The organism is Lactococcus sp. LG1267, assembly GCF_017309545.1.
GTDB classification, from domain to species: domain Bacteria; phylum Bacillota; class Bacilli; order Lactobacillales; family Streptococcaceae; genus Lactococcus; species Lactococcus petauri.
On record NZ_CP071295.1, the window covers coordinates 131,734 to 146,972 of the forward strand.

Consider the following 15,239-nt stretch of genomic DNA (forward strand, 5'->3'; position numbering starts at 1 on the left):
TCCTTTCTAGAAGCTGTCCTTCGAATGATTAATGAGGGCTAGGTATTAGCCAACTCGCTACGATATATACAAGTGCAAGTGTTCCAAAACTTCCTAAAGCGAAGAACACATACAAAATACGCATTAGTGTAATTATATCACGACTTAAGCCAAAATACTCGCCTACGCCAGCTATGGTCCCCGTCAGCATACGGTTACTCGATGATTTTGTAAGTTGTCTTTTAGACATATGTTTTCCTTTCTAAAAAGTTTGGAAGGATTTCTGCTTAGTCAATATCTTTAAGCCAGATTGTTCCTGATTTTGTTTCGAGTTCAAAGGTTAAAGTATCTGGACCAGTACGAACGACTGCCGCACCGTTACGACTTGCTTCAAAAGGATTATCCAAGTTCAAACGTGTTTTATAGCCACCAAAGACTGTACGCACATGTCCAACAAGACCGAGATATTCTGGTACAGAAAGTTTCACATCACCATTGACATTTTTCACCATTAATTTTCTTGGTGTATCTTGGTTTTGTGTCAAGAGAATATTCCCATTAACCAAGTTGACATCTCCATCTTCAAAAGCTGATGTAACTCGAATGTTACCATTGACTGAATTCAACTTCAAAACATTTGTTGAACCATCTAAAACTTTAATTTCACCATTTTTAATAGTTACGTTAATGTCTTTGTTGGTTGTTTCCACAAGTTCAACTTCACCATTGACTTGATCAATCTCTAAGTTATCCACTGCTATTTTTTCTACTTTAATATCCCCATGTGCAAACTTGAAATCAAAAGTTTCATACACTTTTTCAGGTAAGTAAAGTTCCAAATTAACAGCTGTACGCAAGCTATCAGATGTCGTAATCTCTAAAACGCCGTCGTTAACTTCGAGTTTTGTTTTTTCAGCCAGATATTCATCAATTTTTTCTTGATCCACTGCACCGTAAATTCTGTATTCAGCTTTTACATGAGCATTTTCACCAGGATAAACGGAAATTTTACCTGCCTTAATGTCTAAATTAACGGAATGAAAGTCGCCGTCAATATCTTTTTCCACAGTTTTTACTGTTGATTTTACTTTTGGAAAGCCTTTAGAGAAGTCGATATTGTCATCGATTGCTTTCGAAGCATCTTTGAACACTACTTTTCCTTTTGACACGATTTGATCCATGATTCCTTTGAAGGAGTCCATAAAGTCAACCTCGTGGTTAACAAATCCTTCTGTATCTGTATAATTAAATTTTTCTTTATTTTCGCTTTGGCCTTCTTCAGCCATAGGATTTGATTTATCAAGCAATTCCAAAGCTTCATCTTCGGTGATAATTCCCCGACGCATCAAGTCCATAATTCTATCTTTTTTATTCATTTTTGTTCCTCCTGTTATAGAACTGAGATCTGTCAATCTCTATATTTAAATTATCCCATACTTTATTGTGGATAATCTCAGTCTTTGGACTGATTTTTTTCTTTAACTTTTTTTAAAAAGAACAAAAAAAGGCTCTTACGAACCGTTTTTTTATTTTTTAGGTTGAATATATGTGGATAAACTTGCATCGCTTGCAGATATCGTACGATAATCCACAACATTGAGGCCTTTAACATTCATTTCGGAAACAAGGATTGAACCATCCTTATTTACTTTTTCCACAAAAGCAACGTGACCATACTCAGCAGAAGCTCCAGCTACACCCGGTGGGAAACTTACCGCATAACCCACTTGTGGAATAGTCGTTGTGTAATAACCTTGTGCGGCACCGTTTGAACCCCAAACGCCACCATTACCCATGAATTGACCAATTTTTCCACCCAATTGGAAGATACGGTTATACACATATTGTGTACAATTTCCCCAAGCATAGCTTGAGGCACCTGGATATTGTTTGCCATCATATTCTGGGAATTTCAAGTCAGTCGGCATTTTTTCCAATAATGGACTTGCAGGAGCATCAAGATTTTTAAACTCATCTGACAAGTTTTCAATATCGTCATACTGAGTCAAGTTGTATTCTTTAATAATTTGAATAAGCTTAGCGGCATACTCCGGATCCGTAGCAAAAATTCCTTGCAATGAACGTGCTGCATCCTCAACACTGTCACTATTGACCTTCCAGCTTCCAGCATAAATCTTGCTGTTCCAAGTTGTCCCATGCAACATCAAGTTGATGTAATCTACAAGGGATTGGTCAAAATTATCATAGGCCCGATAAGTTCCCGAAGAAATTGTTACGGACTGTCCATTAAATGCACCAATGATATTAAACAAATTGTGGTAGATAGATGCGACATTACTATGTCCGTAGCCTGACTCCAAAATAGCTTGTGCAATAATTAAAGAAGCATAGAGATTATTTTGTCCTGCAAGTTGTGAAATTCGAGGAGCAATACTTTTGATAAAATCTTCAACAGTTGTGTTGTTAATTTTTGTCAATGGAGGTACTGCAATATTTGTTTTATTGAATTTCAAATCGCCATCTGTACTTGCCTGTTTATAAGTAGTTACCGCATCCTGTGCTGTATAATTTGCTCCAGAATAAACGGGTGCCACATAATTATAGTTAGGTGCAGATGGAGCTGGTGTAGGCGCCGGTGCCGGAGTGCTAGGTTTTGGCGTTGATGGCTTTGGTTTAGAAGGCTTTGGCTTAGATGGTTTCGGCTTTTCTGGTTTTGGTTTCTCAGGGTTCACAGGTTTACCAGGATCTGTTGGGTCAACTGGGTCTGTAGGATCTACTGGATCCGTTGGATCAACCGGGTCTGTAGGATCTACTGGGTCCGTTGGGTCAACCGGATCTGTAGGTTCTACTGGATCTGTTGGGTCAACCGGATCTGTAGGTTCTACTGGATCTGTTGGGTCAACCGGGTCTGTAGGATCTACTGGATCCGTTGGATTTGTTGAATCCGTTGAGTTTTCTGAATTACTACTGCTCAACTGCCCATCATCCCCAGCTTCAATCTTGTTTACCTCTGAGTTCTGAGTCACAGTATCTACATTCGTTACCACTTTGAAATCTGATGAAGCAGTTGTTGTACTATCCGCATGAGCATTCGCACCAAAAGCAGCGACGCCTAATACTGCCGCTGCACTTAGAGTGACCTTTGGTAGAGCTTTACGCTCCTTTACCTTCATATGTTTATATTTTTTTTCAGCCATTGTTAATTTTATCTCCTCAAGTCAATCAAAAAATCTTGGTTTTATAATCTTTTTTTAATAAAACGATTGGTCACTTTATTCTAACAAAAATTATTATTTCACTCAACCAATATGAGCGATTATTTTACAGTTATTTCATTTATTTTACAAGCCCCCATTTCCCAAGCTAATCTGCTATACTAACATCAAGGACAAAATCATGGAAAAATATATTATTACAAGTGATAAGGTGAAAATTTACTATAAAGTTGAAGGTAAAGGACCTGCACTTTTACTGTTACACGGCAACTCACAAAATAGTAATATCTTTAAGCCACTTATCAAAAGGCTAAAAGGTGATTATACTTGTATTTCAATCGATACACGCGGTCATGGAAAAAGTCTTTTTAGCGGAAAAAAACTTAGTTTTAATCGTTTAATGGAGGATGTACTTGAAGTGATGCAAGCTGAAGATCTCCAGTCTATCAATCTGCTTGGTTTCAGCGATGGCGCAAATATTGCAATGCTTCTAGCCAGCAAGTACCCTACGCGCATACATCGCTTAATCCTTAACGCTGGCAATTCCACCTATGCTGGACTTTATAGCTTGGTACGCTTCACAGTAAAATCACTCAACATTTGTGCACATTTACTGCGTAGACCTTCACCTGCTTTGCAACTTCTTTTAGAAGATGTGCTTCAAAATATGGATGAACTAGAGAATATCACTGCTCCCACACTTGTCATCAATGGCCAGTTTGATGTGGTTAAAACTGCCCATGCTCATGATATTGCAAAGCATATTCCTAACAGTCAGTTTTTTATTATCCCTTGGGGAAGCCATCTGAGTTTCTATTTTCGTCCCACAAATTTCAGTCAGATTGTCCGTCATTTTCTAGAGGATGCTTGGAAACCTCCTGTTAATAAATCTCTCAATAAAAAAACCACTTAAAGTGGTTTTTTATTTCAAAGTCTTTGACCGTTTGATGCAATGACTTCTTTATACCAGTCAAATGATTTTTTCTTCGAACGTTTTCCTGTACCATGAATTTCATCATCCAAATCCACATAAATGAAACCATAACGTTTGTTCATTTCCCCGGTTGAGGCAGAAACAAGGTCAATACAGCCCCAAGGTGTATACCCCATCAAATCAACACCATCTTCGACTGCTTCTTCCATGGCGATAATGTGTCTGCGTAAATAATCGATACGGTAATCATCTTGAATGCTGCCGTCAGCTTCAACTTTATCAATAGCTCCTAAGCCATTTTCTACTATAAAGAGTGGAACCTGATATCGTCCATAAAGATCATTTAAGGCATAACGTAATCCATCAGGGTCAACGGCCCAACCCCATTCACTTTCTTTAAGAAACGGATTTTTTACACCCCCGAGTACCATATTCCCACTTGCTTCAACTCCTTCTTGAGTTTTCGATTCTACAGTTGACATATAGTAACTAAAACCGATGTAATCGACTGTTCCTTTTTTCAAAGTTTCCAAATCTTCTTTCGTTATCTCTAAGTCTTCTTTTTTAATTCCATATTTTTTATGAAGTCGATGTGTAAAGACAGGATACTCCCCTCGCACTTGAACATCATTACAGAAGTAATTGAATTCTTGAATACTTTGTTGAGCAGCTATCTGATTGATTGGATTGGCATCAAAAGCATAAGTTGTCGAATAAATGCTCATACAACCGATGTGTAAATCTTTGTTTAAGGCATGTCCAAATTCTACAGTTAATGCACTTGCAACAAATTGATTATGCCAAGCTTGGAAGACATTCTTTTTATCATCTCCACCATTTGAAGGTACTAAACCTTGACCCAGAGCCGCAAAGAAAGTTGCAGAGTTAATTTCATTGAAAGTCATCCAGTATTTCACTTTGTCTTGATAACGCTCCAACAAAACTTTGGCATAACGAACATAGAACTCAATCAATTCCCGATTTTTCCATCCACCATATTCTTTAGCAAGATGAAGCGGCATTTCATAGTGAGAAATTGTGACTACAGGTTCGATATTGTATTTCAAACATTCGTCAATCAATTGGTCGTAGAATTTAAGACCGGCTTCATTAGGCTCACTTTCGTTTCCCTTAGGAAAGATGCGGGACCAAGCTACAGAAAAGCGATAAGCTTTAAAACCCATCTCGGCGAACAAGGCGATATCTTCTTTAAAATGATGGTAATGATCAATCCCTTTGTGGTTAGGATAAACATATTTGTCTTCATCAATGGTCCAGTCAAAGTCTGGTGAATTGAGAATTCCTAAGCGTTCTTTTCCACCTGGCATCGCATCTGCGACCGAAAGTCCTTTTCCATCCACATCAAAGGCACCTTCCAATTGATTAGCAGCTGTGGCACCGCCCCATAAAAAGTCTTTTTTAAATGTCATTTTATTTTTCTCCTAAAATCGTTTCGCCATTTGAGGCAATTACTTCTTTGTACCAGTCAAAGGATTTTTTCTTTGAACGTTTTAATGTTCCTTTACCGTCATTGTCCATATCTACATAGATAAAACCATAACGTTTCCGCATTTCCCCAGTTCCTGCTGAAACCAAATCAATACAGCCCCAAGGTGTATAACCCAGGAGATCCACACCTTTATCAATTGCACGGCTCATCGCCTTGATATGTTTTTGGAAATAATCGATACGATAATCATCATTTATTGTACCATCTGCTTCGACTTTGTCTTCCATACCTAAACCGTTTTCCACAACAAAGAGCGGGACTTCATAGCGGTCATACAAATCCATTAAGGTATATTCTAACCCTGTCGCATCAATCTGCCAGCCATATTCACTGGCTTCCAAGTAAGGATTTGCTGCACCTCCCATCAAGTTCCCCATCGAAGGCTCTGCCCCTTCTTGAGTCGTTACGCAAAGTGTCATATAGTAACTGAAAGTGTACATATCTACTCTTCCTTCTTGGAGCAGCGCATCATCACCTTCTTCTTTTTGGATTTCAATTTTTTTATTTTGAAAGTATTTTTCGATAAGCGCTGGATATTTCCCTTTAACTTGGACATCACCGACAAACTTATTCACAAGCAGGTCGTATTCTTTGGTTTGCAAGATATCTTCTGGGTTTGGTGTAAGAGGGTACATAGTCAAATGAGCAATCATACAGCCAATCTTAAACTCTGGATTAATCTTATGGCCCTCAATGACCGCCTTTGCACTGGCAATAAAAGTATGGTGTAAGGCTTGAAATCTTTTATGCTCATCTTCTGGAATCGCATTGAGCGCAAAATCACCATGTGGATGAAGGCCTAAAACTGTAAGTTCACCGTGTGGCATTGTACCAAAATTTAGTTCGTTAAAAGTGATCCAGTATTTCACTTTATCTTTGTAGCGCTCAAAACATACTTTGGCATAATTCACATAGAAATCAATGGTTTCCCGGCTTAAAAAGCCATCATATTTTTCCATCAATCCCAAGGGAATTTCAAAGTGACTGAGTGTAACCAACGGTTCAATGCCATGTTTCAAACATTCATCAAATACGCGATCATAAAAGAGTAAACCTTCTTCATTAGGTTGCGTTTCGTCTCCCTGAGGGAAAATGCGCGACCAGTTTATACTCAGTCTAAATGTTTTAAAGCCCATTTCTGCAAATAAAGCAATGTCTTCTTTGTAATTATGATAGAAATCAATCGCGCGATGTGAAGGGTAATATGTCTCCTCGTCAAGCACTGGTGTAAAATGACGTTCCTTATTTTTTCCACCTACTGTTTTCATATCAGCTACAGACAGTCCTTTACCACCAACATTATAAGCACCTTCTGCTTGATTGGCCGCGATAGCTCCACCCCATAAAAAGTCTTTTTTAAAGCTCATTTCTCTCTCCTTTTTTATACCGGCTGAACGACCAAACCATCAGCTGTTTTTACAAGACCAGTTAATAACTCTTCTGCTTTATGAATAACTGTCTTGTCAGTGATTACAATATCTGAAAAATCACTGCTATTAGTTATAATAATCGGCACTTGTGTACTGAAACCTGCAGCTTCAATAGCTTCCATATCAAACTTCAACAATAAATCGCCTTTTTGAATCTTTTGTCCCTGTGAAACAAAGGATTCAAAATATTTTCCTTCTAGCTGCACGGTATCAATGCCAACATGTATAAGGAGTTCTGTTCCTTGCTCTGAAATTAAACCAATAGCGTGTTTTGTAGGGAAAACAGTCATCACTTGTCCATCAAATGGGGCATAAACTTCACCAAGTGTTGGCTCAATTACTGCTCCTTTGCCCATAACACCCGCAGCAAAAGCAGCATCATTGGCTTCAGATAATGGAAGGACTTTGCCTTCTAAAGGAGTCGTAATATGTTCTTCACCTACTGCTTGTGATACACGAGTTTGATTATTTGTTGTTTCTTTTGGTTGTTCTTCCTCTGAGTTTTCATCTTCAAAACCAAGAATCCATGTCAAGGCAAAACCTGCGATTACAGCAATGATTGCTAAAATAATCATCTTAACTGCTCCCGAAATATCACCATCTAAACTGATATTTGTTGTGAAACTAAAGACACCTAAGCCGCCCATTGTGTATCCTTTAATACCCATTCCCATAGCAAATGCACCAATAATACCACTTACCACACATGAAGCCCAGAAAGGACGTTTCTTTGGAAGGGTTATCCCGTAGATTGCTGGCTCTGTTACGCCAAACCATCCTGAAATGAAAGCAGGGATTGCTAACTCACGTAATCGTTTATCTTTTGTTTTTACCATTACTGCTCCCACTGCACCCGTCTGAGCAAATGAAGCACCTGATGCTGCAATAAGTAATGCTGTTGGTTCACCTTGTGCTAAAGAAATGATGGCAAAAGGCACAATTGCCCAGTGCAAGCCAAACATAACCAAAATTTGCCACGTAAAGCCTAACACAAGTCCAAAGATAATTGGACTGAAACCTTGCAAGGCGAGAAGTCCTTTCCCTAAAGCATCAGAAGCAATATTCATGACTGGCCCAATAATGAGAAAACCTAAAGGAATTGCAATCAAAGCTGTAAAGAAAGGTGCTAAGAAAAGTTTCACCACGTCAGGGATAATTTTCTTGAGCTGTTGTTCAAGAAAGGCCGCAAAAGCTGTAATAGCGATAATAGGCATAACTGATGAACCATAACCTGCTGCTGGCACTGAAAATGGAATACCAAAGAAGTTTAGCCCTCCACTCTCAGCGAAAGTTTTTGTGACTGAACCATCCACAAATCCAGGATAAACCAAGGCTGCGGCAATCAGCATCCCGACAAATGGCGAGCCGTTAAATTTTTTCATCGCTGTATAGCCGATAAAAATTGGTAAGAACAAGAAAAGTCCATCGCCCATAGAATTAAGGACAGCATAGGTTGAAGAAGCTTGGAAGCTTGCTCCCAATGCAAAGGATAGAATCGCGTTCAACCCTTTAATCATACCTGCTGCCGCCAAGGGTGCTAAAATAGGCTGGAAAATTCCTGAAATCATTTCGACAAACTTATCGAAAATATTTCCCTTAGCTTTCGTCTGAGAAGAATCCATCTCTAGCTTACCGATAACATTATCCACATCAGCACGAACATCAGGAACATGGTTCCCAATGACGACTTGGTACTGTCCCCCAGCTTGCATGACAGTGACAACACCATTCATCTTCTTCAGTACTTCTGTATTCGCGAGATTTTCGTCTTTCAACTTAAAACGTAGTCGCGTAATACAATTTGTCAATGAGAGGATGTTTTCTTTCCCTCCCACATTTGCTACAATGTCTTTTGCAAGAGCTTCATATTTGCCCATCACAAACCTCCATAATATAATATATTTTTAGAGGTCTCGCCAACTTAATGTCACGATCCATTTGTTACCAAAGTTTAGTTTTATTGGATTTTCTCCAAGATACGTGCCAAATGCACAGTCATGTAAATCTGTTCGCTTTCAGAGACTTCATAATCCCTTGTTTGATTTAAAAATTCGCTCACTTTACGTGTGCCAAGATAAGCATTGGGATATTTGCGCACAATAAGAGCAAAAAGTTCCTTGTCGGTTTCTTCTACTCTAGCACTACCTGCTAAAATCCGCTCCGTAAAGAATTTTAAATGTGTAATGAAGCGTTGGAAGTAAATATCTTGTTCATCAAAGGTGATTTTCAAAGTATACTTTAATGTCGTTAAAATTTCTTCCATAAGCTTGGTCAGCTGCATCGCGTACTCATGACCAGTACCAAGTGTACCGTTAACGATATGCATCGTCAGAAAACCTGCTTCATCTTCTGGCAGCTCTACACCAAATTGTTCTTTGACCTTTTCCAATGCTTTCAAACAGATTTTGAACTCTTCTGGAAAGAAACGTTTAATATCCCAGAGCAGAAAATTCTTCACCGAGATGTTTTCTTCAGTACGCAGAAGCGCTGCATGAAGATGGTCCGCAAAAGCAACAAGCGTTGTATCTGAAACTTCCTTATCAAATTTAACTTTGACCTCAGCTAAAGTCACCATCGAAAGCTCAATGATAGCACTCGGAATTTCATTTAAAATCTCCGAAAAACTCTGTATATCTGAGCTGGCTTTTAGACCGAAAATCTTTTCGATTTTATCAACCTCAACTGCTTGACCTATTCTTTTCTTGAAACCAATACCAAGACCCATAAGGATGATTTCTTCATTTCTGCTATTGATTGCTATGACCACATTATTGTTTAGGATTTTTCTGATTTCCACAATTCACCCCTCATTTCACAAAAATAGACCCTATCGCCCCTATGACAAAAATAGAGTACGATAAGGTCTAGCTTAACTTAATAATCACTATCCGTTTTTATGAAACCGCTTTTATATTAGTATACTGTATTATCAAAATCTTGTCAAGGATAAATTTTAAAATAAAAAAAACTGCTAATACCTAGCAGTTTTTATTTTTTTTGTTGAATTAAAGTTTTAAGTGTATCTGTAAGTATTCCTTCGAATTTTTCAGTATCTTTCGTGATATCAATGCCTTTTTCTAATGAAGCAGCTGCACTCCAGCCAATCGCTTCAGTGATTACCGCAGCTATTGAAGCATTGACCACACTACCTACACCTGGAATCAAAGTAGCCAATGATCTTCCTATATACGGAATCAATGTCACCCTTATAAAGTTTACGACAAATTTATCACTAAACTTCACGTCATAAATATTATAAATACTTTTCAGCATCTTTAACTGAATAGGTACTAAAATTAAAGCATCAGCAATAGGTATCGGCAGAGCACCTACGCCCGCAGCAGTGATCGAGGCTCCGTGAATTGTTCTATGAACCTTAGAAGCTTTATCACTACTTATAGATTTTTTTACCATTTGAGGTATTTGTCCGTTCATTTCTTTTGAAACTTCTGTATTCTTACGTTTTTTTATTCCTATCATCTCTCCCCCTCATTTCTTCACTATTTATTGTCTGAGCTTCATCGATCTAAGTTTCAGATTTATCCTGCAAATCGTATGTTCTTTGCTCTTCTTTAAGTTTAACATTTTCTTTCAAATTTTTGACTCAATCTGACTTCACTTACTTCCTACTCCTAAGTTCACACAAAAAAAGCTTGCCAAAAGTGACAAGCGTTCTTTTAATCATATTTCAAAAAACTGATTAATCTTGGTTTGCTCACAATCAAAGATTGATTCGCAAATCAAAAACTATCTTTGTTTGCTCACAATCAGAGATTGCTTCGCAGAACAAGGCTTACGCCTTGTTTGCTGAACCGAAAACGTCGATACGTTCTTCAACTGATGCAGTGATTGCGTCGAAACCAGGTTTCAAGAATTTACGTGGGTCGAAGAGTTTTTTCTTCATGTATTCAGCTTCGTTAGCGTTAAATTCAACGACGAATTCACGAGTTGCTTTTGCAAATGCAAGTTGGCATTCTGTGTTTACGTTGATTTTAGCTACACCGTTAGCGATTGCTTCGCGGATTTGATCGTCAGGGATACCTGAACCACCGTGCAATACGATAGGAACATTTTTGCCCATAGCTTCAACGAGTGCTTCGTTCAATTTAGTCAAGTGATCGATGTGGAGACCTTTCCAGTTTTCTGGGTAAGGACCGTGGATGTTACCGATACCAGCTGCAAGGAAGTCAACACCAAGTTTAGCCATTGCTACTGCATCTTCGATAGGAGCAAGTTCGCCTTCACCGACGATACCGTCTTCTTCACCACCGATAGAACCAACTTCACACTCAACTGAGATACCTTTAGCGTGAGCTTTTGTGATAACTTCTTCAGCAAGTTTAAGGTTTTCTTCGATTGGAAGGTGTGAACCGTCAAACATCAATGAAGAGTAACCAACTTCGATACATTCCAAAGCATCATCAAAGTGACCGTGGTCAAGGTGAATAGCTACTGGTACAGTGATTCCCATTGATTCTACAAGAGTTTCAATGAGGAGTTTACACATTTTGTAACCACCCATGTATTTAGCAGCACCCATTGAAGTTTGGATAAGTACTGGAGTCTTTTTAGCTTCTGCTGCGCGCAAGATAGCTTGAGTCCATTCAAGGTTGTTTGTGTTGAAACCACCGATAGCGTAACCATTGTCACGAGCGGCTTGTACGAATTTTTCTGCTGAAACGATTGCCATTTCAAATTCCTCCGAATATTTTCTATTACTGTCTTAGTATAGCATTTTGTGAACTATTTTTCTAGTTATAAGTCGTGAATGCGCTTGTATTCTGGTTTTTTTAGAAAATAAAACCTATGGTAATGACAAATAAAAAGAGAGTTCCCTCTCTTTTTATTATTTAGTACGGCTGTAGTTAGCTACGTCTTCTTGAATATTTTCGATAAATTGATCCAAGCTAATAACTTCAGTATCTGTTGAACCATAACGGCGAATGTTTACAGTGCCATCTGCCATTTCTTGGTCACCCACAACGATTTGATAAGGAACTTTACGTGTTTGGGCTTGACGGATTTTATAACCCATTTTTTCATTTGATTCATCAACAACGATACGCAATCCTTTTTCTTGGAGACGTTTTTTGATTTCCCATGCGTAATCGGCATGAATTTCGTTGTTTACAGGAATGATGATTGCTTGAGTAGGTGCCAACCAAGTTGGGAACGCACCTTTATAAAGTTCAATCAAGTAAGCTGTAAAGCGTTCCAAAGTTGAAATTACACCGCGGTGAATCATAACTGGACGGTGTTTTTCACCATCTGCACCAACATATGTGATGTCAAAGTTTTCAGGGTTAAGGAAGTCCAGCTGGATAGTTGAAAGTGTTTCTTCATTACCTAAAGCTGTCTTAACTTGGATGTCCAATTTTGGTCCATAGAAGGCTGCTTCGCCTTCAGCTTCAACGTAGTCAAGATTCATATCATCCATTGTTGCTTTAAGCATACGTTGTGATTTTTCCCACATTGCATCGTCTGGGAAATATTTTTCTGTGTCTTCCGGGTCACGATATGACAAACGGAAGCTGTAATCGTCGATACCAAAATCACGGTACATTTCCATAATCAATTCAAGAATTTTTCCAAATTCTTCTTGGATTTGATCAGGTGTCACAAATGTGTGACCATCATTCAGTTGCATCACACGTACACGTTGAAGACCTGAAAGTGCGCCTGATTTTTCATAACGGTGCATTGTACCGAACTCAGCGATACGGATAGGTAATTCGCGGTAGCTGTGTACGTGGTGTTTATAGATAGCAATGTGCGATGGGCAGTTCATCGGACGAAGCTCCATTTGCTCGCCATCACCCATATCCATTGGTGGGAACATGTCTTCATGATAATGTTGCCAGTGACCTGATTGTTTATAAATATCCAAGTTCATCAAGTTTGGTGTGTTAACGTGCAAGTAGCCTGCAGCGATTTCACGGTCTTCTACGAAACGTTGGATTGTACGGCGAATAGTTGCTCCATCTGGAAGCCAGTAAGCTGTACCTGCTCCCAAAGAAGCTTCATTGAAGAAGAGATCTAACTCACGACCGAGCTTACGGTGATCACGTTCTTTCGCTTCTTCACGCATTCTCAAGTTTTCTTCGAGGTCTTCTTTATTAAACCAAGCAGTACCGTAAACACGTTGCATCATTGCATTATCACTATTTCCACGCCAGTAAGCTCCTGCCACATTAAGCAATTTGAAGAATTTAATAAAGCCAGTTGATGGCACATGTGGGCCACGGCAAAGATCTGTGTATTCGCCTTGACTATAGATTGTCAAGCCGCCTTCATCTTCATTGTGTTCTTCGATAAGCTCAAGCTTATAAGGATCACCAGCAAAGATTTCTTTCGCTTCTTCTTTGCTTACTTCTTTACGAATTGAAGGGAAATTTTCTTTTGAGATACGACGCATTTCTGCTTCGATTTTTTCCAAATCATCGTTTGAAATTTGTCCTTCTTCATTATCAGTATCGTAGTAGAAACCATTTTCAATAGCTGGACCTACACCAAGGTGAATATTTGGAAAATGACGACGTGCTGCTTGAGCAAATAAGTGAGCTGCAGAGTGACGAAGTAAACCAAAAGCATCTTCATGATCCGGTGTTACAATTTCAAAAGTTGCATCTTCTTTGATTGGACGGGTCACGTCAATAAGTTTGCCGTTGACTTTACCAGCCAAGGCTTTTTTAGCCAAACCAGGTGAGATTGATTTCGCAATTTCAAGTGTTGAGATGCCTGCCTCAAATTCTTTGACAGCACCATCTGGGAAAGTGATTTTAATCATATAAGCCTCCAATTTTTTTTAACATATTTTAGTTTTGGGGATGAGCACTGAGGAAATAAAAAAACGCAGATCAACTCCCTCTAAAGGACGCGATCTGCGTGTTACCACCTTCTTAATTTTTTCGGCATAAAAAGCTTCAAAAATATCTCATCTTTGACGTAACGTGTCAGCCACGCTTTCTGTTCTCAGAAAGAATTATCAGAGTGGTATCTTTAGCAATCACAATACGAGTTCGCACCACACACTCGCTCTCTTGGAAAGAATTGGTTAAAGACTTGTCTCTAATGACCATTTTAGGATTTTCTTTATCTTTTGTCAAGTCCTTTTGAGTAAGTTTTTTGATTTTTTAGAAAATAATCTTTATTTTTTCTTTGCAATCTCTTTGACAAGCTCAGCAAAAGCCATATCTTCATTAAACGGTGAGACATAGACATACTTTTCACCACCATTTTCAAGGAAGTATTCTTTATTTTCCTCTTCAAGCTCTTCAATCGTTTCTAAACAATCAACTACAAAGCCAGGTGCAACGATAAGAACTTTTTTGACACCTTGTTCTGGAAGTTTCTTCAAGGTATCATCGGTTGCGGGAGTCAGCCATTCGGCGGGGCCAAATTTCGACTGATAGGTTTGATAATGTGGGAAATCGCCAAGTTCTTCCATAATTAAACGTGTCGTTTCCGTGCATTCGTCTGGGTAAGCATCTCCATCCGTTACGTAAGAAAGCGGGATACCATGGTAAGAAAAGACCACAGCTTCAATATCCTCTTCATTTGCAAGGGTTTCTTTTATCTTCTCAGCAAAATATTTGATATAGAGAGGTTCTTTATAAAAGGAGCGTATAAACTTTAAATCCACAATATGATCTTTTTTTAAAAAAAAGTTCATGACACTATCAAAGACCGAACCTACTGTTGTCCCTGAATATTGTGGATACATAGGAAGAACCGTTAACTCCTCCACACCTTTACTCAAGAGACTTTCCAGACTACTTTCAATACTTGGTTCACTGTAGGACATCCCCATAGCTACTTCAACGTCAGGACAGATTTCCTGCAGGTTTTTTTCTTGAGCTGCTGTGTAGGTAAGCAGTGGAAACGCGCCGTCTTTGACAATCTTTTCGTAAAGCTTAGCTGATTTTTTCGGCCGAGTATTAAGAATGATACCATTGAGAAGCGGCTGCCAGAGCAAAGGATGAGTCTTAATCACGCGCCGGTCAGATAAAAATTTCTTCAGGTATTTTCTTAGAGCTTGGGGCGATGTATTCTCGGGTGTACCAAGATTAACTAAGAGGATGCCTCTTTTTTTCATGCGATATATGTCTCCTGTGTTTTCTAAAATTCAACGGACAATCCAATTATCCTGTTTTCTATTTTACCTGAATTTCATAAGTTATTCATTAATATTTTGAGAAAATCTATGACTT

The 15,239-nt window shown here is 38.7% G+C and carries 12 protein-coding genes; 1 reads left to right on the top strand and 11 read right to left on the bottom strand.

Features of this window, described 5'->3' with window-relative positions; all coding sequences use genetic code 11:
- Positions 1–28: 28 nt before the first annotated feature.
- The 3 genes from J0J33_RS00695 to J0J33_RS00705 all read right to left on the bottom strand — a co-directional run bounded on the left by J0J33_RS00695 (position 29) and on the right by J0J33_RS00705 (position 3,137).
- Positions 29–229, bottom strand: a complete 201-nt coding sequence (locus tag J0J33_RS00695) for a PspC domain-containing protein (protein WP_017369124.1) — start codon at positions 227–229, stop codon at positions 29–31.
- 37 nt (positions 230–266) lie between these two features.
- Positions 267–1,355 (bottom strand): DUF4097 domain-containing protein, encoded by a 1,089-nt coding sequence (locus J0J33_RS00700; RefSeq protein WP_017370546.1) that lies wholly within the window; start codon positions 1,353–1,355, stop codon positions 267–269.
- A 150-nt stretch (positions 1,356–1,505) separates the two neighbouring features.
- Positions 1,506–3,137: a glucosaminidase domain-containing protein gene (locus J0J33_RS00705; protein WP_206921741.1), complete on the bottom strand. Its 1,632-nt coding sequence runs from the start codon at positions 3,135–3,137 to the stop codon at positions 1,506–1,508.
- A gap of 199 nt (positions 3,138–3,336) precedes the next feature.
- Between J0J33_RS00705 and J0J33_RS00710 the strand changes: the two genes are divergently transcribed.
- A complete protein-coding gene (locus J0J33_RS00710; RefSeq protein WP_206887954.1) occupies positions 3,337–4,068 on the top strand; it encodes an alpha/beta fold hydrolase in 732 nt (243 codons plus the stop codon).
- A 14-nt stretch (positions 4,069–4,082) separates the two neighbouring features.
- Here J0J33_RS00710 and J0J33_RS00715 read toward each other — a convergent pair whose 3' ends face one another.
- From J0J33_RS00715 to hemH, 8 genes are all read right to left on the bottom strand, one after another.
- A complete protein-coding gene (locus J0J33_RS00715) occupies positions 4,083–5,519 on the bottom strand; it encodes a glycoside hydrolase family 1 protein (protein ID WP_206887956.1) in 1,437 nt (478 codons plus the stop codon).
- Between the two features lies 1 nt (position 5,520).
- Positions 5,521–6,966, bottom strand: coding sequence for a glycoside hydrolase family 1 protein (locus J0J33_RS00720; protein ID WP_019294068.1), 1,446 nt, complete (start codon positions 6,964–6,966; stop codon positions 5,521–5,523).
- A gap of 14 nt (positions 6,967–6,980) precedes the next feature.
- Complete coding sequence (locus J0J33_RS00725) at positions 6,981–8,906, bottom strand: beta-glucoside-specific PTS transporter subunit IIABC (protein ID WP_206921742.1); 1,926 nt, start codon at positions 8,904–8,906, stop codon at positions 6,981–6,983.
- Positions 8,907–8,986: 80 nt separating this feature from the next.
- Entirely contained in the window at positions 8,987–9,826 is an 840-nt protein-coding gene (gene licT / locus J0J33_RS00730; protein WP_206887960.1) for a BglG family transcription antiterminator LicT, read from the bottom strand.
- A gap of 191 nt (positions 9,827–10,017) precedes the next feature.
- The gene (locus tag J0J33_RS00735) at positions 10,018–10,509 is read right to left on the bottom strand and encodes a YcjF family protein (protein WP_117516930.1); all 492 of its coding nucleotides are present in this window, start codon (positions 10,507–10,509) and stop codon (positions 10,018–10,020) included.
- Positions 10,510–10,822: 313 nt separating this feature from the next.
- Positions 10,823–11,719, bottom strand: a complete 897-nt coding sequence (locus J0J33_RS00740; RefSeq protein ID WP_017370538.1) for a class II fructose-bisphosphate aldolase — start codon at positions 11,717–11,719, stop codon at positions 10,823–10,825.
- 156 nt (positions 11,720–11,875) lie between these two features.
- Positions 11,876–13,816: a threonine--tRNA ligase gene (thrS, locus tag J0J33_RS00745; RefSeq protein WP_017369132.1), complete on the bottom strand. Its 1,941-nt coding sequence runs from the start codon at positions 13,814–13,816 to the stop codon at positions 11,876–11,878.
- A gap of 360 nt (positions 13,817–14,176) precedes the next feature.
- Complete coding sequence (hemH, locus tag J0J33_RS00750; RefSeq protein ID WP_206887962.1) at positions 14,177–15,124, bottom strand: ferrochelatase; 948 nt, start codon at positions 15,122–15,124, stop codon at positions 14,177–14,179.
- Positions 15,125–15,239: the final 115 nt, after the last annotated feature.